This is a genomic window from Acrocarpospora sp. B8E8 (assembly GCF_039871605.1).
Taxonomy (GTDB): Bacteria; Actinomycetota; Actinomycetes; order Streptosporangiales; family Streptosporangiaceae; genus Acrocarpospora; species Acrocarpospora macrocephala.
On the sequence record NZ_JBDPLV010000027.1, the window covers coordinates 1 to 20,628 of the forward strand.

Sequence of the window (20,628 nt, forward strand, 5' to 3'; positions counted from 1 at the left end):
ATGCCAGGGGGCAGGCTCACCCAGCAGGAACGCCAGCAGATCGCCTTGGGGCTGGGAGACGGGCTCGCCTACGCGGAGATCGCCAGACGCCTCGACCGTCCGACCTCGACGGTCACGCGTGAAGTGAGGACGGCGGACGTTGGTGAGCACCGGTCCATCCGCCGCCGCTACGCCGAGGGCGAGGTGTCCCTCGCAGACTTGGCCACCGAGGACGGCATCGGACGCTCCACCATCCACCGCATTAACCACGGCCCGGAAAACCCCAGGTAAACCACAAAGATCAACGCTATCTAACGGCGCACCGTAGCCATAGGAGTCCCGGGCCAACTACGACGGGCGGAGCATGTCAGCGCAACTCGCAGACCATACATGCGTTGACCAGGACCAACACCGCTCGCATGTACCTGGCGACGGCTTCGTTGACAACAGGCCGTCTTGGGTCAGCGGATCCAGACGATCCGCGCGTGCCACAGCTGTAGTCGCTCAAGCGCTCTGAGCGCGCCGCTGCGTTCGGCGTTCCCAGCTGTTGGGGTGGCGGATGACCACGCCTCCCGCGCCGCCGGTGCCGGTAAGGCGGATCAGTGGTGTCCGGGGGAGTCGCTGCGACGTGGTCTTGTCCGTGAAACCACCGAGGCCGGGCTCCATCCCGGCGGTCCCCGCCACCCACCCGTCAGGGATGATGATCGTGACGCCGCCCATCTGCCCGTGCGCTTCTATCTCGATCTCGGGCAGCCGGCATTCGGTCTGGGTGAAATCGAGCTTGACGGCACCCATGCCGCCGTACACGGCAATCCGCGCGGGCACCAGCCAGCGTCCGGAACGTGACGCGCCGTTCATGCCTCCTTTGAGGACCAGCGGCCCCTGATCCACCGGAACATCCGGCGGCAGATCAGCGGTAAGGGACTCCAGATCGGCATAAGTCTTGGCGTTCAACGCCAGGTCCAGCCGCACATCCAGCTCACTGAGGTCGATCCGGCCCTCGGCCGCCGCCGTACTCAGCCGTTCTACCACCGCCTCCCGCTCCTCATGCGAGACGCGCGTCTCACCACGGCGGACAGGTTCCGGAAGCCCAGCGGTCATACCTCAATGGTACGGAGATACGCGAAAAGTACGACCGTCTGTATTTGGGGGAGCCGGTGCTGAGCGCGGGTCGGCGGCAGGCGGGTGACGCGCAGGGGTTGCAGCGGCTGATACTCGCGGACAGGCACGGTGTTGACGCAATGGTGCCTTGGCGGACGAATCGATCCTGTGCTCTACTTTGTAAAGACGTCGGCGTGAGGGCGCTAATTCACCTACAGCCACAACCCCCTCAGCAGCACGAACAGCCTACGGGGCCAGCTTGCTGACTCGATCGGCACTGTGTGGAATCTTGAACGGGGCCAAGGCGCCGGCATCGACGGGAATGGTGGCATCAGACTGGGACGCTACAACGTCGCCGGGACCGTGATCGCGGTCTACGTCATCGGTGTCGGCATCACGGGTCTCCAACAGCTGGGTGCCGAGGTCTACATCCAGGACGTCTTCAACGGCGCAGCGCTGTTGGCCGCGCTCATCATCTCCACGATCGCGCGCCGTCGGAGAGTGGCCGGCTGAACCTGCGAGGGCGGGCCGCAGCGCCGCTCGGGGACGTGAGAGCGGTGGTCCGGATCGGCTGGCGAGAGCACAGACCGATCCGGAACGCTGCACAGACGTCATCGCGACAGCGGCGTCCCATGGGCTTCATCGCACCGCGCACTCCTCGTCGTCAGGTGGCGATCAATTCATCCGCTAATGTGATGGTCCCACTGCTCCAGAATCCTGGCTTCCTTCTCTGGGTCGATGCCGTGCCGCAGGAGCCGTCCGCCGAACGACCGCTCGGCCACCGGGATCTCCCGCAGCCAGGCCCAGGTGTCCCGTACGGTCTCCGCCACCGGCCGGCAGACCAGCCCTTCGGCGACGGCCTTGGCGGAGGAGGGCGTCCAGATCCCGGAGGTCATCGGCCCCCGCGGCAGCCAGAGCGGCAGTTCGGTCCACGGCTTCACGCTGTGGGCAACCAGGAACTCGTCCTCCACCCAGACCAGTTCGGCGTCGGAGCCGGTCTCCGCCACGCACAGCCCCAGCCACTCCCCGAACGTGATCTTGCCCGGCTCGCCGGTGGTGAAGTACCGCCCGGTCGCGCCGCGTTCGGCCTGGTCCAGGGTGAAGGCGGCGATGTCGCGCGCGTCGATGATCTGCATCGGCAGGTCAGGGACGCCGGGCGCCAGCACCCGGCCGCCGCGCTCGATCCGGGTCAGCCACCAGGACAGGCGGTCGAGGTTCTCGTGCGGGCCGAGGATCGGCCCCGGCTCGATGATGAGCGCCTTGCCCTCGAAGAACTCCTCGACCGCGCGCTCGCAGCCGGCCTTGAGCACCCCGTATTCGCCGAGGCTCGCGTCGGCGTCCGGCGGGCACTCGTGCCGGGGGGCGCTCTCGTCCAGCCCGATCACGCTCGGGTACCCCGGAAAGGCGGAGATGCTGGAGATGAACGTGTAGTGCGGGACGTGGCCGTTCAGCCGCCGCACCCCGTCCAGGACGACGGCGGGGGTGAAGCCGCAGACGTCGATGACCGCGTCCCACTCCCGCCCCTCGACCAGCCGGTCGAGGTCGGCCGCAACCTCGCGGTTCCCGTGCACGGCCGTCACCCCAGACAGGTCCGGGCTGCTCACCCCCCGATTGAACGTCGTCACCCTGTGCCCCCGGCGCAGAGCGTCCGCCACGATCGCCCGCCCCAGGAACACCGACCCACCGATTACCAGAATTTTCATAGCGCCATTTTTTCGCGCCAAGTGGTGAAATTCCGCCGACAATTTGCGATCAGCGGATCACCGCAGGGCTGAACCGGGCCTCGTCCAGGCCGTGCACCCGCGCGGTCCTCCAGGGCGTCGACCAGGCCGAGCGTGACGGACGGCTCGGGCACTTCCGTCATTGGGGGGAACGGCGGTCGTTCCCCACGGTCCGGACCGCGACGAGGTCGCCGGTGCGGTAGAAACCGTCGGAGGTGAACGCCGAGGAGTTGATGTCGGGGGCGTCGAAGTAGCCCCGGATGGTGTAAGGCCCGCGACAGGCGAGCTCTCCGACAGTGCCATCCGGCACCTCGGTTTCGGTGCCCGGCTCGAGGACCCGGAACTCGTCGTACGGTGGGACCGGGACGCCGACGGTCGTGAGCCTCGCCTCGCGAGTCGAGGCAGCCGTCGACATGGCGAAGAATCCCTCGCCCATACCGAACTTCTGGCCAACCCAGACCCCGCGACTCTCGAAGGCCTCGAAGACGCGATCGGGCACTTTCGCGCCCGAGAGCACCACGCGCTTCATGGCGGTCATCGCCTCCTCGAAGAGGGGATGGTCCACGATGCCGAAACGGCCGTGGCCGATGCGCACGTCGGTCGTCCGCTCGCGAGCGACGACGGGGAGGGCCTGGTCCAGGACCGGCGTGCCGAGCACGAGGGTGCCGCCGACGCTGTGGGCCGCGTGCAAGCCGGAGGTGATGCCCGCGTTGTGCATCCGCAGGGGTTACAGCGGCTGATGTTCGCGGACGGGATCGGGCGGCCGTTGTCGATGACGGTGTTGACGCAACGGTTCCCTGGTGGACGAAGTGACTCCGTACTCTACTTTGTAAAGGCGTCGGCTTAGAGGTACTAATTCATCCAAAACCACAAAACCCTCAGCCGGGACGGAGTCCGTCGAGGGTGGTGCGCAGGGCGGTGATGAAGGCGGTGGTGGCCGGCGGGTCGGGCGGCTCGCCGAACGCCGCCAGGTGGATCCGGCGCCGCACGGCGGTCAGTTCGGTGGCCTTGACCCCGTCCGCGTGGTGGGTGCGCAGGGCCAGTCCCGGCATGGTGGTGACGCCCAGCCCGGCGGCGACGAAGGCCTGCTCGACGAGGATGTCGTCGCTGCTGTACGCGATGCGCGGGCTGAACCCGGCGGCCTCGCAGATCCGGACGAGGTCGCCGCGGCAGTTCGGGCACCCGGCGATCCACGCCGAGTCCCGGTGGTCGGTGAGGGTCTGCCCGGACTCGCGGCTGAGCAGGTGCACCGGGTCGTCGAGCAGGTAGGAGTAGCGGATGCCGTCGTCCGGCATCGTGTCCTCGTAGGAGAACACGATGGCCAGGTCTGCCGATCCCTCGCGCAGCATCCGGCGGGCGGCCGTGGGATGGGCGTCGCCGAGGTGCAGTTCGATGTTCGGGTACGACTCGCGCAGGGCCACAGCCGCCGGGGGGACCAGGACGCTCAGGGCGGAGCTGAAGGCGGCGAGCCGGACCCGGCCGGTCCGCAGCCCGAGCTGGGCGGCCAGTTCGGCGCCGGCGGCGTCGACCCGGCCGACGATCTCCGTGGCGCGGCGGGCGAGCAGTTCTCCTTCGGGGGTGAGCCGGATGCCGCGCCCCACGCGCTGGATGAGCCTGGCGCCGGTCGCCGCCTCCAGCCGGGCCAGGTGGTGGCTGATCGAGGGCTGCGAGTAGTGCAGGGCCTTGGCTGCTTCGGTGACCGAGCCGTGGGCGGCGACCGCCGCCAGGACGCGCAGCCGGACGATATCAAGCATTCATCAAGGATATCTATGGATTTTCGCCAATAGTGGCATTGGACGCATGTGACACCTCTGGACAGACTCGGAATTGAGATCACGTGGAGGTTCGTCGATATGTACACGTACCGGGATGTTCGGCCTGTCGTTCGCCGAGCCGGGCATGCCGCTGTGCCGGAAGCAGGAGCCAGAACTCAGCACGCTTCCCAGTGTCGAGAACGTGCTGCTGGCTCCGTCCCTGGTACACCAGTGGCCACGACGGGCCGCGCGACGAAGAAGGAGAACCACCATGACGCTCCAGCGGATGGACAACGTCGGCATTGTCGTCGACGACCTTGAGGCTGCCATTGCGTTCTTCGTAGAACTCGGCATGGAACTGGAGGGCAAAGCGCAGATCGAGGGCCTCTGGGCGGACCGCACCGTCGGACTCGACGGTGTCCGCTGCGACATCGCGATGATGCGGACCCCAGACGGCCACGGCCGGCTGGAACTGGCGAAATACCACACCCCCGCGGCGATCGGCGCCAGTCCGCACAACCCGCCGCACAACACGCTGGGCATGCATCGCGTCATGTTCGCCGTCGACGACATCGAGGACGTCATTGCCCGCCTGCGCACTCACGGCGCCGAACTCGTCGGTGAGCTGGCCCAGTACGAGGACAGCTACCGGCTCTGCTACGTCCGCGGCCCCGAGGGGATCATCATCGCGCTGGCCGAGCAGCTCAGCTGACAGTCCGTCGCGGCCGACCTGCGACCAACCAGAACGATCCGCTGGACGGACCAAGAAAACGACAATGAAAGAGATGACCGTGCGACCGAACGAAATCACCGAGGTTCTGAACCGGCCGATCAGCTGGGTGGCTCAGATTTCGGTGATGAAGGCGATGGCGTCGATCTGGTCGATGGTGGCCGGGTCGAGGGAGAAGTATGTGTGGTCGGCCGGGACGCGGGGCGTCAGCTTCCGGTCGAGGGTCGCGGTGAGGTGGGTGGGATCGATGACGGCGCGGGCGTGGGGGAGGGTCGACAGGAGTCCTTCGAGGGTGTCGGGATGGGGGATGTCGGAGCCGCGGGTGCCGAAGGTGGTGGCGGCGAAGGCGTACTGGTCGCCGAGGTGGGTGCCGATGATGGCGCCCGCGCTCCACCACTGGAGCGGCAGGCCGCCTAACTGCAGGTGACTCTTGTCGCGCTGCAGGTGGCTGTTGTGGGCGAAGGCGAGGGTGGGGCCACGACGGGCCTCGCGGCGGACGATGGCGTCGAGGTTGTCGGCCATCATCGCATCGCGCAGGCACATGAGCGTGCCCACGCGGGTGGGCGCGGTGTCGGCCATGCCGGCGTGGTAGCGCAGGAGCCCGGCGGCGGCGCGGGCGTGCAGGTCGGCGCGCCACCAGTCGTCGGGGGAGGTGGCGGCCGTCAGGTGGGGGGCGTGCGCGGTGAGCAGCGCGCGCAGGTCGTCGGCGATCAGGCGCAGTTCCCTGGCTTCGGGGGTGCGGCCGACGGACTGGGTGGGATCCATGAGGGCGGCCGGGTTGGTCCAGCGTTCGTCGGGGCCGAGCAGCTCCTCGAGGGTCTCGCGACTCCAGGCCAGGTCGAGGTGGGCGGCGAGGTAGTCGTGCGGGGCGGTCAGGGCTGGGCGGGGGCTGGCGGGGCCGGATATCTCCAGGGGGCCGTCGAAGCCGTAGAAGCGGAGCCGCTCGTGCGGGGGATGTTCCTCGTTGTAGGCGCGCATCCAGCGCAGGAGTTCGCGGTTGGCGGGTGAGGCGCCGAAGCCGTGGCTGAAGCCGCGGTTCATCGCGTCGTCGAGGGTCCCGGTGCTGTCGGTGACGTACGCGTCGGCGGCCAGGGCCAGCAGGCAGTCGCTCTCAATGGTGATCGAGCGGTAGCCCTCGTGTTCGACGAGGTGGCGGAAGAGCTCGTTGCGCAGCTCGAGGAAGGCGTCGACGCCGTGGGTGGGCTCGCCGAGGCCGAGCAGCCGGGTGGCGGGGGACAGGAGCGCGGTGAGGGCACCGCCGCTGAAGGGGCGGGCGGCGTCCCGGATCGGGGCTGTCATATCTTTGACCGTATCGTTGAACCTTTCGTGTAAACTTTGGCGGTATTTCCGGCTGTTTACGAGGACATACCTTCAAAATGCGGTTACGGCCCATCGATCTGGCGCGCGAGCACGGCCTTCCACGCAGGCCGTGCGCAACTACGAGGAGGCGGGGGTTCTGCCGCCGGCCGAGCGCTCGCCGCATGGCTACGCGGATACGCTCCGGGCCATGCGGCGGCGTTGCGGACGTTCCTGACGTTGATCCCCGCGCCCGGCCACGCGACCGCGGGGGCGATCAAGCGGGCCGTGAACGGTGGCGTGGCCGATCCGGACCACCATGCGAGCCGTCCGCGCATCGCTGATGCACCCACCCGCGTGGCAGCCGAGAAGCCTGCGGCCCAGCGGGGTGAGGTCGTGCGGGACGGCTGTGGTGGGTGCTGGTGATCAGCCCTGCCTGGCGGAGGGTCTTGGTGTGGCGGCTCATCGACGTGAGCGAGGTGTGCAGTCTCGTGGCGAGCTGCGGGCAACATCACTTATAGGGGGAGCTCCTGGCCGGGTCGGGGCGTCAGGCGGATGATCGGCAGTTCCCGGTCGGTCTTGTGCTGGTAGGAGGCGAAGCGGGGGGCGGCGGTGGTGATCTGCTGCCAGGCCTGTTCGCGTTCGGTCCCGTGGAGCTGCTCGGCGGTCACGGCGATCGTGCGGCCCTCGACCTCGATCCGGACCTGGTCGGGGTGGGCGGCGATGTTGTAGTACCAGGCCGGGTTTCCTGACGCTCCGGCCGCTGAGGCCACGATCAGGTAGCTGCCGTCCGGGCCGGGGAACCAGCCGACCGGAGTGGTGCGTTCGGCGCCGCTTTTGCGGCCGACGGTCGTCATGATCAGGGCGTTGAAGCCCATGAACGTGCCGCCGCCCTTGCGGCGGATGCGCCTGGCCATCAGCTTGTTCAGCCAGCGGAACGCCCGCCCGGAGGGCTGGCGGGTGCCGCGGGTTCCAGCAGGTGTGTTGAAGCTCATGTGAGTCCTTCCGTGATTCACAGGTCTGATGAAACGAACGGCTACGCGCCGGGCTCGGGCGCGGAATCGTGGACGGTGCGCCTGACCTTGACCTCGCGGTCGTGGGCGAACGGCAGGCCTTCCAGGTTGAAGCTCCACGACAGCGTGGGGGTGATGCGCATGTAGGCGGCGGGCCCGAACTGGCCCTGGCGTTCGACGAGCTCGGCCTCGCCGTAGATGCGCAGGTAGCGCGGCGTCCACGGATTGGCCGACGGCAGGTCGTCGATGACGAGCGCGACCTTGGTGTGGCCGGCTTGTACGTTGCGGAACTTGCGGGTCTTGGCCGGATCGATGCCGCCCACGTACAGGTGCGTTCCGTCGAACTCGAACCCCACTGGCGCCACGTCCGGCTGGCCGTCGGCGGCGACGGTGGCGAGGCGGGCCAGCCGCTGGGAACGCACGTAGGCGATCTCTTCGTCGCTGAAAGACACGTCCGGACCTCCACAGCATTCTCGTTAATGACGCGTACTGTATGCGATATTAACTATATGTGGCATGTACCATAGTGTCATGGCCAAAACGGGGCAACCGAGCACGTCCACCGATCCCGCAGCAGGGCTCGGCTGCACTACCGGCACGCAGCGCGCCGGCGCGGGCGACCCGGACATGGACGTCGCCGCCGGACTGGTCCAGCTCACCGCTCTGGTGCAGGGCATCTACGCCCGCGTCTCCGAACGCCACGACCTGACCCCCGTCCAGGCCAAGCTCCTGTGCGTCCTGCTCGGCGGCCCCCGAGGCATGGCCGACCTCGCGCAGTGCTTCGGGGTGGAGAAGGCGGCGCTCACCGGCCTGATGGACCGGGCGGAGCGGCGCGGGCTCGCCCAGCGATCATCCGTGCCGGGCGATCGGCGCGCCCTGCAGGCAACCCTGACCGACGCCGGCCACCAGGCGGCGACGGCCTTCCACGCCGAGGTGAGCGCGGAACTCAGCCGTCTCATCGCACCGCTGTCGGACAGCGACCGCGAGCGCTTCCGCAGCACGATGGCCGAGATCATCGCCCGCTGCAGGACATCACCGTCCGCCTCGGACCGCTGCGTGTCTTGATCAGTCTGCGTAGTCTGGTGTCAGGCTGGCGATCGCCTGGAGGGCGTGGATGTGGCGGCGGTAGGCGGCCTGGCCGTTGGGGGTGAGGGTGAGCCAGGTGCGGGTACGGCGGGCCACCCTGCCCTTGTGGACGCCGACGTAGCCGGCCTGTTCGAGTAGGGCGACCTGTTTGGACAGCATCGGGTCGGTGATCTCCACGCTGTCGCGTACCAGGGCGAACTCGCCGCGGTCGACGTCGGCGAGTGCCGCGACGATGGACAGGCGGACCGCGTGGGTCAGCAGGTCGTCCAGGTCGTGGCGGGGGTGGGTGCGACGGTTTCCCGGGTTCGGTATGGAATATGGTTGCCAAATTGGCAAGTGGTTGTCTGTTCGGTATGTGTCAACGCTGCACAGGAGAGCCTGGCCACGCCGATCGGCCATGGCTTGATTGGCCCGCGAGGAGGATCGGACCGGATTTTGGCGGCGAACGGTCGATGGCTCGGAGGCTAGCCCTCCTCGCAGGCCGACGCTGGCGCCAGAGCACCGCGGCTGATGCTGCCGCCAGCCTTCCGATGGTCAGTCGCTACTGGCCGTTCCGATCATCCTCACGGGCCTTTCGTTGCTCAGGCGGAATCAGTTGGCGGGCTTGCCGAACCAGCGGGAGAGGTGGTCGTCCAGGTCCTGCTGATCGTCGCCGATCCAGGCGACGTGGCCGTCGGGGCGTAGCAGGACGCACGGGACATCCAGTACCGCAGTGGGATCCGCGAGGTAATCGACCCGGTCTGACCAGCCGCCGACGGTCAGGCGTTCGGTGCGGTCCAGCAGCAGGCCGCGGCCGCGATGCAGCAGACCGTAGAGGTGGCCCTGTTTCACGTCGATGTCGCGCAGGCGGCGGCCGAGCAGGTCGGGGCCCTCGCCGAAGTCGTAGCGGATGCCGATCGCGGTGATCTTCTCGATCAGATGGCGGTTCACCTCGTCGAAGTCCATCAGTTCGGTGAGCAGCCTGCGCACGGCCTGCGGGCCCGGTTCGGTGGACAGCAGTTCGATCTGGGCGCGGGTGTTGTCCAGCACGTCCTCGGCGACCGGATGACGTTCGGCCTGGTAGGTGTCCAGCAGTGGTTCCGGGGCCCAGCCGCGGATTTGTGCGGCCAGTTTCCAGCCGAGGTTGAATGCGTCCTGAACGCCCAGGTTGAGGCCCTGTCCGCCGATGGGTGGATGGATGTGTGCCGCGTCGCCGGCCAGCAGCACCCGCCCGGCCCGATAACGTTCGGCTAGCCGGGTGGCATCCCCGAAGCGGGACATCCAGCGCGGGGAGTGCACGCCGAAATCGGTTCCGGCGATGGTGCGCAACTGTTGTTTGAAATCCTCGAGGGTGGGCGGTTCCGCGCGGTCGCTGACTCCCGCGGCGGGGACTAGGACGCTATAGACCTCTTCGCCGAAGGGCCGGAGCCAGAATCGCTGATGGGTCTCGCTGATTTCGGTCACCTTGGCGGCGATCTCCTCCTGCGGTACACCCACTTTCATCTCGCCCATCAGCGTGTCGTTCCGTGAGGGCTCGCCGGGGAAGCCGACACCGAGCAGTTTGCGCACCGTGCTGCGCGCGCCGTCACAGCCGACGAGGTAGCGCGAACGCAGCTGTTCCCCGTCGGCCAGCTCGACGGTCACACCCTCGTCGTCCTGCTCGAAACCGGCGACCGCGCAACCGCGCCGGACCTGCGCACCCAGGTCGATCGCATGTTCTGCGAGCAGATGTTCGATGACCGGCTGCGGGATGCCCAGCAGATAGGCGTAGGCGGAATCCAGGCCCTTGGGCGCGGGTTTGGTGATGGCGGCGAAGAAACCGCCGGCCGGACGCTGTCTTCCATGCTGGAGGATGCGCTCCAGCAGTCCGCGCATCGCCATCAGCTCGAGACTGCGAATATGCAGACCGACGATGCGGACGAAGGACGCGGGCTCGGTTTCCTTCTCCAGAACGAGTACCCGCACATCGTGCAGCCGCAGTTCGGCGGCGAGCATCGCACCGGTCGGCCCGCACCCGGCAATGATCACATCGAAGATGAGGGGCGCGCGATCGGCGCCGGAGGCCGGCGACCGGAGAACTCCGGGGACGTCGCCCACCGTGGAGTCACGCTCGACCCTGTCGTTCGACGGCGGCTCGGCGATGACCTGCTGAGAGTGCATAGGTGTTGCCTTTCGGGAGTGCCTTGTTGGGAAGGCGCTCCCGGCGACACCTACGTCAATCGCCCGACTGTGACGGGAAGGGGGAGCACCCACATCGATACAGCGTTCATGGGTCTCACCTCCTCGGGCGGTGTCACGGTCAACTGCAAGCTACAAGCCCGAGCATCACCCCGTCCAATCCTTTCCCGGCCACGTGATCACAACTCCAATCGACTTCCGCGTTTGAGCGCGAAGTGGACGCCAAGCCTTTCACCCGTGGGCTACATCAACCCCGCTACCGCGTCCTCGCGGGCCGATTGCAACGCCGCGGTCACGAGTCGGTTGCAAGAGCTTCCCCGTGCTTGACGAGTTCGGAAAGTTTCCTTACTTTCAAGATTCGTTAGGAAACTTTCCTAATGTTGTTCCAGCACCACCGCGCGCAGGAGGCCCCCGTGCATCGAACCGTTCTCGCCGTGGCCGTGCTGGCCACGCTGGCCGTCTCCACCGCCTGTACGGCGGGCACCGACGCCCCCACCCTCGGCTCCCAGCCCAAACCGTCCGGATCGGCGTCCCTCCCGGCGGCCACCATCGAACTGTGGCACGGTTTCGCGGCCGACTCGGAGGTCAAGGCGTTCACCGACGCCATCGCCGGGTTCAACAAGAAGTTCCCGCAGATCAGCGTGAAGATGGTCAAGGGCGTACAGGACGAGCAGATCACCCAGGCGGTCCGCGGCGGCGACGCGCCGGACGTGGCGTCCTCCTTCACCACCGACAACGTGGCGCAGTGGTGCCGCAGCGGGGTCTTCCAGGACCTCACCCAGGTGATCAAGCAGGACGGCATCGACCTGTCGGTGCTGCCGGCGGCGGCCCGCGCCTACACCGAGTTCGAGGGCAAACGCTGCACCATGCCGCTGCTGGCCGACGCGTACGGCCTCTACTACAACAAGGCCCTGATGAAGGGCAACGAGCCGCCCAAGACGCTGTCGGAGCTGACCAGGCTGGCCAAGGAGCTCACCGTCCGGGACCCGGACGGCACGATCAAGGTGGCCGGGTTCATTCCGAGCACCCAGTACTACGAGAACTCCCTCTCCCACCTCGGCCCGATGGTCGGCGCCACCTGGTACAACCCCGACGGCACCTCGGCGATCGGCTCCGACCCCGCCTGGAAGCAGCTGCTGACCTGGCAGAAGGAGCTCGTCGACTGGTACCGCTACGCCAACCTGGAGACCTTCCGCAAGTCCCTGGGCGACGAGTGGGGCGCCGAGCACCCGTTCTTCCAGGGCAAGGTCGCCATGGTCCTGGACGGCGAGTGGCGGAACGCCATGATCGCCGCCGACAAGGACGCCAAGTCCATGGACTACGGCACCGCCCCGCTCCCGGTCGCCGACGCCAAGCCCGACCTGTACGGCTCCGGCTTCACCGCGGGCACCGTGATCGGCGTGCCCAGAGGCGCCAAGAACCCGCAGGCCGCCTGGGAGCTGGTGAAATACCTGACCACCGACACCGACGGCCTGGTCACCCTCTCCAACGCGCTGCGCAACGTGCCGACCACCAAGGCGGCGATGGAGTCCCCGGCGCTGGCCAAGGACGCCAACTTCGCCACCTTCCTGCAGATCTTCGAGCACCCGAAGACGACCACCCTGCCGTCCAACGTCAACAGCGTCTTCAACCAGGAGGCGTTCTCCGCCTTCGTGCTCGAATGGGAGGCGGGCCGGGTCAAGGACCTGGACGCGGGCCTGGCCAAGGTCGACAAGGAGATCAACGACAAGCTCAAGCTGTCCGGGGGCTGAGCGGATGAGCCTCACCCGCACGGCGCCGCGGTGGCGGCGCCGTGAGGGCCTGCGCGCCCTCCTCTGGTTGTCGCCGTGGCTGACCGGTTTCGCGGTGTTCTTCCTCTATCCGCTGCTGGCCACGGTCTACTTCTCCTTCCACCGGTACGATCTGTTCACGCTGGAGTTCATCGGCCTGGACAACTACCGGTACCTGCTGCGCGATCCGCGCGCCCTGGTCGCGATCCAGAACACGCTCTGGCTGGTGGTCTTCATGGTCCCGGTCCAGCTGGTCTTCGCGCTGGGGCTGGCCCAGCTGGTCACCCGGCTGAAGTCGGGTGCCGGGTTCTTCCGCACCGTCTTCTATCTGCCCTCGCTGGTGCCGCTGGTGGCCGGGACGGTCTCTTTCGTCTTCCTGCTCAACCCGGCCACCGGGCCGCTCAACCAGGCGCTGCGGCTGATCGGCGTCTCCGGTCCTGACTGGTTCGGCGACCCGGCCTGGTCCAAGCCGAGCCTGACCCTGCTGGGCATGTGGGGGATCGGCAACGTCATGGTGATCTTCCTGGCGGCCCTGCTGGACGTGCCCCGGCACCTGTACGAGGCGGCCGAGATCGACGGCGCGGGCGCGTGGCGGTGCTTCCGCAGCATCACGCTGCCGCTGATCTCGCCGGTGCTGATGTTCTCCGCGGTCACCGGGGTGATCTACGCCCTGCAGTACTTCACCCAGGCGATGATCGCCGCCCGGGTGGCCTCCGGCACCACCGACTCCCCGGGGACCACCTTCATCCCCGGCTACCCGGAGATGTCCACGCTCACCCTGCCGCAGTGGCTCTTCTACGCGGGCTTCCGGGACTACTCCATGGGCTACGCCTGCGTGCTCGCGCTGCTGCTGTTCGCCGCGTCCATGGTGTTCACGCTGGTCCTGCTGCGCCGTTTCCGCGGCCTGGACGAGGAAGGGGGCCTGCGGTGAGGGGCACGCGCCGCCGCAGGGCGCTGTACTGGATCGCCACCCACGCGCTGGCCCTGGCGCTGGCGGCGATGTTCCTGGGCCCGCTGGTGTTCGTCGGCCTGACCGCGCTGATGACCGACCAGCAGGCGCTGACCAGCCAGCTCTGGCCGCACAGCTGGAACTGGGACAACTTCGCCGAGGTGTTCGAACGCTCGCCGCTGCCGCGCTGGCTGGGCAACACCCTGCTGTACGCGGTGCTCGGCACCGCCGCCATGCTGCTGTCGTCGATTCCGGTGGCGTACGCGCTGGCCCGGTTCCGCTTTCCCGGGCGGCGGGTGGCCTTCCTGCTGGTCATCACGATGATGATGTTGCCGCCGCAGGTGGTCGCCGTGCCCGTCTACCTGATCTGGGCCAGGGCCGGGCTGACCGGCACCCTGTGGCCGCTGATCCTGCCGATGCTGCTCGGCGACGCTTTCTCGATCTTCCTGCTCCGGCAGTTCCTGCTGACCATCCCCAAGGAGTACGTCGAGGCGGCCCGCGTGGACGGCTGCTCGGACCTGCGGACGCTGATCCGGGTGATCCTGCCGATGGCCCGCCCGGCGGTCGCCGCAGTGGCCCTGTTCCAGTTCTTCTACTGCTGGAACGACTACTACGGACCCCTCCTGTACGCCTCGACAAATCTCGACAACTGGACCTTGTCTCTCGGGCTGGCGTCATTCAAGGCGCTGCACAGCGTGCAGTGGAATCTCACCATGGCCGCCACCCTGCTGGTCATGGCGCCGGTCATCATCGTGTTCTTCCTCGCCCAGCGGGTCTTCATCGAGGGCGTCACCTTGACCGGAGTGAAGGGCTGAGCAGACTCTTAATCTCGTCACAAGGTCGCCCTTCAGGGTTGAACCCATGAGTACGACAACCGCGTGGCGTGCCGCCCAGGCCGGAAGACGGCCGCGTTCCGTCTGGAAAGCCGATCTGCTCGCCATCCTGGCTATTGCCAGCATGGTGCTCACCGTGTGGATCTGGGCGCGGACGGGAGGGTTCCTGCAGACCTTCGTCTATCCGGAGTACATCGTCGAATCCCAGGCGCTCTTGACGGGCCTGCTCGCGCAGACCCTCATGGCCCTGCAAGTGATCTAGCTGGCCCGTATCCCGTGGGTCGAGCAGTCCTGGGGTCATGACCTGCTGGCCCATCGGCACCGGCTCCTGGGCTACTGGTCCTTCTGGCTGATGATGGCGCACGTCGTGCTCTTCGCCGTCAGCCGCGCCGGAGATGACCGGGGGGAAGGGCCGCTGCGCGCGCTGTACCGGTTGTTCGTCGGCGCTTCCTGGATGCTGCTGACCAGCCTGGGCACCTTCATGATCATCGTAGTCGTGGTGACGTCGATCCGCGTGGTCCGCAAGCGCATCCGGTACGAGTCGTGGCACCTGATCCACCTGTACGCCTACCTCGGCATGGCCCTGGCGTTCCCGCACCAGATCTTCGACGGCACGCACTTCCACGACCTGTGGACGCAGGCGTTCTGGTGGGCCATGCTCCTGATCGCGCTCATCACCACCCTGATCTACCGGGTCTACTACCCGCTGCGCCGATCGCTGCGCCATCGCCTGCATGTCGCCGAGGTCAGGCGGGAGACTCCCGGCGTCTCCTCCATCGTGATGGAAGGCCGAGACCTGGACCGCCTGCGCGCCAAGTCCGGCCAGTTCTTCATCTGGCGCTTCCTAGGCGGCCCCGGCTGGACGCGCGGCCATCTCTACACCATCTCCGCGGCCCCCCACCCGGAGAAGCTGCGCATCACCATCCAGGCGATCGGCGACGGCAGCGGCCGAGCCACCATGATCAAGCCCGGCACCCGCGTCATGATCGAGGGTCCGTACGGCACGCTGACCGAGGACGTCCGCCGCCACCCCCGCATGGTCGTGATCGCGGCCGGGGTCGGCATCACCCCGTTCACCGGCATCCTCGCCGACGCCCGGTACGAGCCCGGCGAGGTGACGGTCATCTACCGGGTGAGCGGCATCCACAACGCCATCCACCTGGAGGAGCTGGAAGAGCTGGCCCAGCGCAGAGGAATCGCCCTGCATCTGCTGATCGGCTCACGCCGCGCGCCCGGCTCCTGGTTCCCCGATGGCACCCCATCCGGCCGCACCGACACGCGGGCGCTGACCCTGCTGGCCCCCGGCATCGCCGGCAGCGACGTCTTCGTCTGCGGGCCGCGGAAATGGAACGACCTGGTCCGCGACAGCCTGAAGGCCGCGGGCGTGTCCAAGCACGACATCCACCTCGAGGACTACAGCTGGTAGCCAGCCCCTCGCTCGGGACTAACTCTCTGGAAGGAAATCATGATCAGAAATCTCATGGTCACTGCCCTGACCGTCGTGATCGTCGGCCTGGGGATTGTCTTTCAAGCGGTCGCCACCACCTCCCACGAAAAAGCGCACGACGCGCCGGCGTCGTCCTCCGTGGAGACACCGCCTGCTCCTGATGGCTCCGGCGCGGATGCGGAGAAGAACGAGGGGCGGACGAACGACCACACCGGCAAGCCGGGTGAGGTCAAGTGACTGCCAGGCCCTGATCTGCCTCGCGGATCGCCCGGCAGGGTGAACGCCACATCGTCTTACGTATCTTCGTAGTCATGCCGTCGCGGGAGCGAGCGGCACGAAATCGGGGGTGATCATCATTTCTCAGCAGGCGGCGCACGCGCTTGTCGTCGACGACGACCGGGGTGTCCGTCAGGCGCTCCAACTTGGGCTCACCCTGGAGGGCTTCGAGGTGAGCGAGGCCGCCGACGGTCAGGCGGCGTTGAACCGGATCGAGCAGCTGCTGCCCTCCATCGTGGTGCTCGATGTCACGATGCCCGGCTTGAGCGGCGTGGAGGTGGTGCGCCGCCTCCGGGCGCAGGGCCGTACGATCCCGATCTGCATGTTGTCGGCCCGTGACGAAGTGGAGGATCGGGTGGCGGGGCTGGCCGCCGGAGCCGACGACTACGTGGTCAAGCCCTTCTCCCTGGCCGAACTCGCCGCCCGGCTGCACGCGCTGGTCCGGCTGCACCAGTCCAGTGCCCGGCGGCCGCTGCTGCTCGGCGACCTGACGATCGAGCCGGCCCGCAGGCAAGCCTCCCGCGGCGGCCACGACCTGGGGCTGACCACCCGGGAGTTCGACCTGCTGCTGACCCTGGCGCAGCATGCCGGTCAGGTGCTCAGCCGGACGCAGCTGCTGGCGCGGGTGTGTGGTTCGTCATCCGGCTGATCCTGCAGCCCTTGCAGCGCCTGCGCCGGGCGGCGCTGGCCATCGACTCCGAGATGATCGACTCCGGGCTGTCGGCCGGGCGGCTGCCGGTGGTCAGCGGGCCGCGCGAGGTCGCCGACCTGTCGGCGGCCCTCAACCGCATGCTCGGCCAGCTGTTGACCAGCATGCACGCCACCCGCCGCTTCACCGCCGACGCCGGTCATGAACTCCGGACCCCGCTGACCACCCTCGGCATGAATCTGGAGATCCTGCGGCGCGGCTCCGGCCTGCCCGCGCACCAGCGGGAGCGGGCCCTGGAGGCCATGGCCGCCGAGCATCAGCGGATCACCAGCTTGCTGGAAGGTCTGCAGACGCTGGCCCGCGGTGACGCCCGCGCCCTGCCCGCGCCCGACGACATCGACCTGGCCGACCTGCTCGCCCAAGCGGTCGGGCACGCGCGCCGACGCCACCCCGCCGTCACCTACCTGCTGTCGCTGCCCGTCCAGGAGATCCCCACCGTCCACGGCTGGCCCGCCGGGGTACGCCTGGCGATCGACAACCTGCTGGAGAACGCGGCCCTGCACGGCCATCCCGCCGGCCAGGTCCAGGTCAACGTGACCATGGCCGGCCGCAGCGCCCAGATCATCGTGGCCGACGACGGGCCGGGCATCCCGGCCGATCAGCGGGAGACCATGAAGGAGCGCTTCGCCCGGGGCGCGCAGACCCGCGGCGACGGATCCGGCCTCGGGCTCGCGTTGGTCCAGCAGCAGGCCCGGCTGCATGGCGGCGCGCTCGATCTGGGCGTTTCGCCCCTGGGCGGGCTGGCCGCCGTCCTGACCCTGCCGATCGCGGCCCCCGCGCTCCGCGCGTCACGGTGAAGGCGTACCCGCCGAAGGCAGGCCGATGGGCCACGAGTTCGTCGGCGTGGTCGAGGATGTCGGCGCCCAGGTCGCCACGCTGCGCAGGGGCGACTTCGTGATCGCCCCGTTCGCCTGGTCGGACGGCACCTGCGAGCACGTCATCAAGTTCACCGACACCGCGGCCGAGATCTACACCCGCACCGGCCACCCGGGCGCGCTCGCCGCGTCCCTGCACGCGGCCGCCCTCATCGGCCCTTGACCGCGGGAGCCGCCGGGCCGCTCGGGGGAGAGGTCCGGCGGCCGGCCTACTTCTTGACGGAGATGCCGCGCCAGTCGTACTCCTGCAGGAGCGTGGTGCCGAAGCCTTCGACGGCCGTGCTCGTGCCGAAGGTCTGCTTCAGGGCGCAGATCGGGACCAGGTTCGGGCCGGTCCTGGTGACCAGGTTGATCAGCTCGTGGGTCGGAGCGGAGCGCTCGGCGGTGTCGGTGCTCGCGAGCGACTTCATCAGCAGGTCCGCCGCGCCCGGGTAGTCGATCTTGCCCCAGTTGTACATCCCGTCGGGCAGGTACATCGTCTGGAGGAAGGCGCTGGGGTCGGGCCGCCCGGTGGCGTACTGGCCGAGCCCGGCCTCGAGGTTGCCCGCGCCGCGGGCGACGATGTACGCGCTGGTGTCCATGACGTTGATCTTGACCTTGACGCCGATCTGGTCGAGCTGCGCCTGCAGGATCTGGGCCAGCGAGGAGAAGGCCGGGAACGCGATCGTGCTCAGCGTGAAGGAGAACCCGTCCGACTTGCCCGCCTTGGCCAGCAGGTCCTTGGCCGCGGCGACGTCATAGGACAGGCCGGGGTCGTTCTCCAGGCCGTCCACGTGCGCCCAGTATCCCTCGGGGAAGGGCTGCGCGGACGGGGTGCACGCCCCGGTGAAGCCGCTGTTGTCGGTGATCGCCTGGCGGTCGATCACCCGCATGATCGCCTGGCGGACGAGCGGGTCGGCGAACTCGGGCACGGCCTTCGGGTTGAGCAGGATGCCGACCAGGTTGGTGCTCGCCCCCTGCACGACCTTCAGGCCGGCGCTCTCGGCCTCGGCCATCTGCGCGCCGTCCATGCCGATCAGGTCGAGCTGGCCGGAGGCCAGGGCGCGGAACCGGGCCGAGGAGTCCTGCTGCTGGACGTAGCGGATGCCGGAGTTCTGCACCGCGTCCTTGTTCCAGTAGCCGTCCCACGCCTGGTAGACGATCTCGCTGTCGGTCTTGCTGACCAGCGTGTACGCCCCGGTGCCGACCGGTTTGGCGGCGAGGTCGGGGTTGTCGACCGCCTGCGGGCTGATGATCATGCCGGCCTCGCTGGCGAGGATGTTGCCGATCGACCCGGGCGGGCCGTCGAGGTGGAAGCGCACGTGCGTGGCGTCGACCGCCTCGACGCTCGTCACCACGTTGAGCTGCGCCTTGACCAGGCTCTTGGGCAGGTTCTTGCCGCGCTCGATGGAGCGTTTGACGGCGTCGGCGTTGAGCGTCGCGCCGTCCTGGAACTTGACCCCATCGCGCAGGGTGACGTCGAACGTCTTGCCGTCGTCCGACAGCTTCCATTCGGTGGCCAGTCCTGGGACCAGTTCGCCGGCGGCGTCGCGGGAGAGCAGGCTCTCGTACACGGGGGTGAGGAAGCTCTGCTGGTACACCCCCGACAGGGCGGGGTCGAACGTCGACATCACGGTTCCGCCGAACCTGATCTCGGCCTTGCCGGTGGACGAGCCGGCGTTGGTCCCGCCGCCGCTGTCGGCGCCGCCGCCGCAGGAGGACAGGGCGAGTACGGCGGCCATGGCCATGGCGATGGCGCGCCGGGGTGTGGGGGGTCGGCTTGGCATTGCTGGCATCTCCTCAGATCGAATCATCGAGATGGTGTTGATCGGGTGACTCGTCCGCGCCGGCGGAAATCCAGCGGGCGAAGCCCAGGCCCGCGCCGGTGCCGGCCTCGGTGCGGTAGACCGGCTCGTAGGCGAGCTCCTCCATGGCCAGGCCGGCCCTGGCCATCATCGCGCCGAGGGTGACCCAGTTCAGGCACTCCGACGTGGCCGAGTACAGCCGCTCCCGGGGCAGCGAGGTGAGCGTCGCGGTGTCGCCCTCCCGCAGCGCCCGCAGCAGCGAACGGTCGAGCTCCTCGTCCACCACGAAGTGGCTGAGCCCGCCGGAGGCGATCACGGCGACGCGCACGTCGTCGTCCCACTCCGCGACGGCCCCGGCGAGCGCCGCCCCGAGCGCGTGGCACCGCCGCGGCGTCACCGCGTTCGGCGGGTAGCAGGTGTTCTGCGAGATCGGCAGGATCGGCGGGTGCCCCTCCCCGAGCAGGCGCCGCACCACGAACGCGTAGCCGTGCGGGAGCCCCTGGGGCCGGAACGCCGTCTCGCGTACGACGTCGAGCTCGCCGTCGCCTGCCGGGTAGCGCCGCGCGACCCGGCCGCCGTAGCTTTCCTCGACGTACGTCATCTGGCTCACGTCGAAGTCGTGCTCGATGAGGTATTCGACGAGGTGGCGGCCGAGCCCGGAGTCGACCGGCACGTCGCGGCGCACGTCGCCGTAGCCGTCGGCGACCAGCTGGTCCATCAGGCGCTGCCGCTCGGTGCCCGTCACCGGCTTCGGCCGGGGGATCAGCGGCACGGTGTCGCCCCAGAAGATGGAGAACGCCGGCATGTTGGACTCGTAGAACCACTCGTCCTGGTCGTCGCTGATGATCAGGATGACGTCCGGGTGGGCGGCGGCGAGGTCGCGGGCGAGCTCGTCCAGCGCGGCCTGGCACCGCGCCGACTGCCGCTCGAAGGTGGCCAGGTCGCGCGGCCGCGCGCGGATCCACCCCGGGACGACCGTGGCCACGGCCTCCTGGTAGCTCATCGCCCGCCCCGCCGCGGGGAAGACGAGCTCGGGGTTGTGCTCGTCGCGCTCGGCGTACTCCAGCCACATGCCGGGCGGCAGGATGAGCAGCGGGGTGTGCGACGTGGCGGCGCCCAGGACGATCGATGCCATGGCCTTGTCCTCCC

Annotated in this window: 23 protein-coding genes and 2 pseudogenes; 14 read left to right on the forward strand and 11 right to left on the reverse strand. The window is 68.5% G+C overall.

Translation table 11 applies throughout. The annotated features are described in order from the left end of the window. Positions 1-126 (forward strand): annotated as a pseudogene (locus ABGB08_RS24935) (helix-turn-helix domain-containing protein); the annotation flags it as partial. A gap of 357 nt (positions 127-483) precedes the next feature. Here the strand turns inward: ABGB08_RS24935 and ABGB08_RS24940 are convergent. Beyond that, on the reverse strand, positions 484-1,080 hold the full coding sequence (locus ABGB08_RS24940; RefSeq protein ID WP_347594233.1) for a DUF1707 domain-containing protein: 597 nt from the start codon (positions 1,078-1,080) through the stop codon (positions 484-486). Between the two features lie 363 nt (positions 1,081-1,443). Between ABGB08_RS24940 and ABGB08_RS24945 the strand changes: the two genes are divergently transcribed. Then, positions 1,444-1,593 (forward strand): hypothetical protein, encoded by a 150-nt coding sequence (locus tag ABGB08_RS24945; protein WP_347594235.1) that lies wholly within the window; start codon positions 1,444-1,446, stop codon positions 1,591-1,593. A gap of 167 nt (positions 1,594-1,760) precedes the next feature. On the opposite strand, the gene ABGB08_RS24950 is transcribed toward ABGB08_RS24945, so the two are convergent. The 3 genes from ABGB08_RS24950 to ABGB08_RS24960 all read right to left on the reverse strand — a co-directional run bounded on the left by ABGB08_RS24950 (position 1,761) and on the right by ABGB08_RS24960 (position 4,555). Beyond that, positions 1,761-2,783: an NAD-dependent epimerase/dehydratase family protein gene (locus tag ABGB08_RS24950; protein ID WP_347594237.1), complete on the reverse strand. Its 1,023-nt coding sequence runs from the start codon at positions 2,781-2,783 to the stop codon at positions 1,761-1,763. Positions 2,784-2,940: 157 nt separating this feature from the next. Beyond that, positions 2,941-3,519, reverse strand: a complete 579-nt coding sequence (locus ABGB08_RS24955) for an AMP-binding protein (RefSeq protein ID WP_347594239.1) — start codon at positions 3,517-3,519, stop codon at positions 2,941-2,943. Between the two features lie 160 nt (positions 3,520-3,679). Continuing rightward, positions 3,680-4,555, reverse strand: coding sequence for a LysR family transcriptional regulator (locus ABGB08_RS24960; RefSeq protein ID WP_347594241.1), 876 nt, complete (start codon positions 4,553-4,555; stop codon positions 3,680-3,682). A gap of 286 nt (positions 4,556-4,841) precedes the next feature. On the opposite strand from ABGB08_RS24960, the gene ABGB08_RS24965 reads away from it, so the two are divergent. Beyond that, positions 4,842-5,267, forward strand: coding sequence for a VOC family protein (locus tag ABGB08_RS24965; protein WP_347594484.1), 426 nt, complete (start codon positions 4,842-4,844; stop codon positions 5,265-5,267). Positions 5,268-5,399: 132 nt separating this feature from the next. Here the strand turns inward: ABGB08_RS24965 and ABGB08_RS24970 are convergent, their stop codons facing one another. Then, complete coding sequence (locus ABGB08_RS24970) at positions 5,400-6,584, reverse strand: erythromycin esterase family protein (RefSeq protein WP_347594243.1); 1,185 nt, start codon at positions 6,582-6,584, stop codon at positions 5,400-5,402. A 77-nt stretch (positions 6,585-6,661) separates the two neighbouring features. Here ABGB08_RS24970 and ABGB08_RS24975 point away from each other — a divergent pair. Beyond that, positions 6,662-6,881, forward strand: a pseudogene (locus ABGB08_RS24975) (MerR family DNA-binding transcriptional regulator); the annotation flags it as partial. A gap of 215 nt (positions 6,882-7,096) precedes the next feature. Here ABGB08_RS24975 and ABGB08_RS24980 read toward each other — a convergent pair. Together ABGB08_RS24980 and ABGB08_RS24985 are read right to left on the reverse strand one after the other, a co-directional pair. After that, positions 7,097-7,576 (reverse strand): nitroreductase/quinone reductase family protein, encoded by a 480-nt coding sequence (locus ABGB08_RS24980; RefSeq protein WP_347594245.1) that lies wholly within the window; start codon positions 7,574-7,576, stop codon positions 7,097-7,099. A 41-nt stretch (positions 7,577-7,617) separates the two neighbouring features. Then, on the reverse strand, positions 7,618-8,046 hold the full coding sequence (locus ABGB08_RS24985) for a PPOX class F420-dependent oxidoreductase (protein ID WP_347594247.1): 429 nt from the start codon (positions 8,044-8,046) through the stop codon (positions 7,618-7,620). A gap of 79 nt (positions 8,047-8,125) precedes the next feature. Here ABGB08_RS24985 and ABGB08_RS24990 point away from each other — a divergent pair, with 79 nt between their 5' ends. Then, a complete protein-coding gene (locus tag ABGB08_RS24990; RefSeq protein WP_347594249.1) occupies positions 8,126-8,659 on the forward strand; it encodes a MarR family transcriptional regulator in 534 nt (177 codons plus the stop codon). On the opposite strand, the gene ABGB08_RS24995 is transcribed toward ABGB08_RS24990, so the two are convergent. Beyond that, on the reverse strand, positions 8,660-9,016 hold the full coding sequence (locus ABGB08_RS24995) for a transcriptional regulator (RefSeq protein WP_347594251.1): 357 nt from the start codon (positions 9,014-9,016) through the stop codon (positions 8,660-8,662). It abuts the gene before it with no gap. Positions 9,017-9,271: 255 nt separating this feature from the next. After that, on the reverse strand, positions 9,272-10,696 hold the full coding sequence (gene rox, locus ABGB08_RS25000) for a rifampin monooxygenase (protein WP_347594486.1): 1,425 nt from the start codon (positions 10,694-10,696) through the stop codon (positions 9,272-9,274). Between the two features lie 554 nt (positions 10,697-11,250). Between rox and ABGB08_RS25005 the strand changes: the two genes are divergently transcribed. The 9 genes from ABGB08_RS25005 (at position 11,251) to ABGB08_RS25045 (ending at position 17,858) form a co-directional block, all read left to right on the forward strand. Then, positions 11,251-12,588: an extracellular solute-binding protein gene (locus ABGB08_RS25005; RefSeq protein ID WP_347594253.1), complete on the forward strand. Its 1,338-nt coding sequence runs from the start codon at positions 11,251-11,253 to the stop codon at positions 12,586-12,588. Positions 12,589-12,592: 4 nt separating this feature from the next. Further along, positions 12,593-13,537, forward strand: coding sequence for a sugar ABC transporter permease (locus ABGB08_RS25010; RefSeq protein WP_347594255.1), 945 nt, complete (start codon positions 12,593-12,595; stop codon positions 13,535-13,537). Next, complete coding sequence (locus ABGB08_RS25015) at positions 13,534-14,370, forward strand: carbohydrate ABC transporter permease (RefSeq protein ID WP_347594257.1); 837 nt, start codon at positions 13,534-13,536, stop codon at positions 14,368-14,370. Before ABGB08_RS25010 ends, ABGB08_RS25015 begins: the two co-directional genes overlap by 4 nt. 46 nt (positions 14,371-14,416) lie before the next feature. Next, positions 14,417-14,650, forward strand: a complete 234-nt coding sequence (locus ABGB08_RS25020; RefSeq protein WP_347594259.1) for a hypothetical protein — start codon at positions 14,417-14,419, stop codon at positions 14,648-14,650. Between the two features lie 9 nt (positions 14,651-14,659). Then, a complete protein-coding gene (locus ABGB08_RS25025) occupies positions 14,660-15,814 on the forward strand; it encodes a ferredoxin reductase family protein (protein WP_347594488.1) in 1,155 nt (384 codons plus the stop codon). Between the two features lie 54 nt (positions 15,815-15,868). Further along, positions 15,869-16,072 (forward strand): hypothetical protein, encoded by a 204-nt coding sequence (locus ABGB08_RS25030; protein ID WP_347594261.1) that lies wholly within the window; start codon positions 15,869-15,871, stop codon positions 16,070-16,072. Positions 16,073-16,181: 109 nt separating this feature from the next. After that, entirely contained in the window at positions 16,182-16,760 is a 579-nt protein-coding gene (locus tag ABGB08_RS25035; protein WP_347594263.1) for a response regulator transcription factor, read from the forward strand. Further along, positions 16,739-17,617 (forward strand): HAMP domain-containing sensor histidine kinase, encoded by an 879-nt coding sequence (locus tag ABGB08_RS25040; protein WP_347594265.1) that lies wholly within the window; start codon positions 16,739-16,741, stop codon positions 17,615-17,617. Before ABGB08_RS25035 ends, ABGB08_RS25040 begins: the two co-directional genes overlap by 22 nt. Positions 17,618-17,642: 25 nt before the next feature. Beyond that, on the forward strand, positions 17,643-17,858 hold the full coding sequence (locus ABGB08_RS25045) for an alcohol dehydrogenase catalytic domain-containing protein (protein ID WP_347594267.1): 216 nt from the start codon (positions 17,643-17,645) through the stop codon (positions 17,856-17,858). Positions 17,859-17,904: 46 nt separating this feature from the next. On the opposite strand, the gene ABGB08_RS25050 is transcribed toward ABGB08_RS25045, so the two are convergent. Both ABGB08_RS25050 and ABGB08_RS25055 read right to left on the reverse strand, forming a co-directional pair. Continuing rightward, positions 17,905-19,461 (reverse strand): ABC transporter substrate-binding protein, encoded by a 1,557-nt coding sequence (locus ABGB08_RS25050; protein WP_347594269.1) that lies wholly within the window; start codon positions 19,459-19,461, stop codon positions 17,905-17,907. Positions 19,462-19,474: 13 nt separating this feature from the next. Then, positions 19,475-20,614 carry a hypothetical protein gene (locus ABGB08_RS25055; protein ID WP_347594271.1) on the reverse strand — a complete coding sequence of 380 codons (1,140 nt, stop codon included), beginning with the start codon at positions 20,612-20,614 and terminating at the stop codon, positions 19,475-19,477. Positions 20,615-20,628 lie beyond the last annotated feature (14 nt).

What these genes read in the sequence shown, in the direction of transcription:
- ABGB08_RS24940 (WP_347594233.1), bottom strand. Translation starts at nt 1,080, where the DNA reads ATGACCGCTGGGCTTCCGGAACCTGTCCGCCGTGGTGAGACGCGCGTC.
- ABGB08_RS24950 (WP_347594237.1), bottom strand. Translation starts at nt 2,783, where the DNA reads ATGAAAATTCTGGTAATCGGTGGGTCGGTGTTCCTGGGGCGGGCGATC.
- ABGB08_RS24955 (WP_347594239.1), bottom strand. Translation starts at nt 3,519, where the DNA reads ATGCACAACGCGGGCATCACCTCCGGCTTGCACGCGGCCCACAGCGTC.
- ABGB08_RS24960 (WP_347594241.1), bottom strand. Translation starts at nt 4,555, where the DNA reads ATGCTTGATATCGTCCGGCTGCGCGTCCTGGCGGCGGTCGCCGCCCAC.
- ABGB08_RS24965 (WP_347594484.1), top strand. Translation starts at nt 4,842, where the DNA reads ATGGACAACGTCGGCATTGTCGTCGACGACCTTGAGGCTGCCATTGCG.
- ABGB08_RS24970 (WP_347594243.1), bottom strand. Translation starts at nt 6,584, where the DNA reads ATGACAGCCCCGATCCGGGACGCCGCCCGCCCCTTCAGCGGCGGTGCC.
- ABGB08_RS24980 (WP_347594245.1), bottom strand. Translation starts at nt 7,576, where the DNA reads ATGAGCTTCAACACACCTGCTGGAACCCGCGGCACCCGCCAGCCCTCC.
- ABGB08_RS24990 (WP_347594249.1), top strand. Translation starts at nt 8,126, where the DNA reads ATGGCCAAAACGGGGCAACCGAGCACGTCCACCGATCCCGCAGCAGGG.
- ABGB08_RS25010 (WP_347594255.1), top strand. Translation starts at nt 12,593, where the DNA reads ATGAGCCTCACCCGCACGGCGCCGCGGTGGCGGCGCCGTGAGGGCCTG.
- ABGB08_RS25020 (WP_347594259.1), top strand. Translation starts at nt 14,417, where the DNA reads ATGAGTACGACAACCGCGTGGCGTGCCGCCCAGGCCGGAAGACGGCCG.
- ABGB08_RS25030 (WP_347594261.1), top strand. Translation starts at nt 15,869, where the DNA reads ATGGTCACTGCCCTGACCGTCGTGATCGTCGGCCTGGGGATTGTCTTT.
- ABGB08_RS25045 (WP_347594267.1), top strand. Translation starts at nt 17,643, where the DNA reads ATGGGCCACGAGTTCGTCGGCGTGGTCGAGGATGTCGGCGCCCAGGTC.
- ABGB08_RS25050 (WP_347594269.1), bottom strand. Translation starts at nt 19,461, where the DNA reads ATGCCAAGCCGACCCCCCACACCCCGGCGCGCCATCGCCATGGCCATG.
- ABGB08_RS25055 (WP_347594271.1), bottom strand. Translation starts at nt 20,614, where the DNA reads ATGGCATCGATCGTCCTGGGCGCCGCCACGTCGCACACCCCGCTGCTC.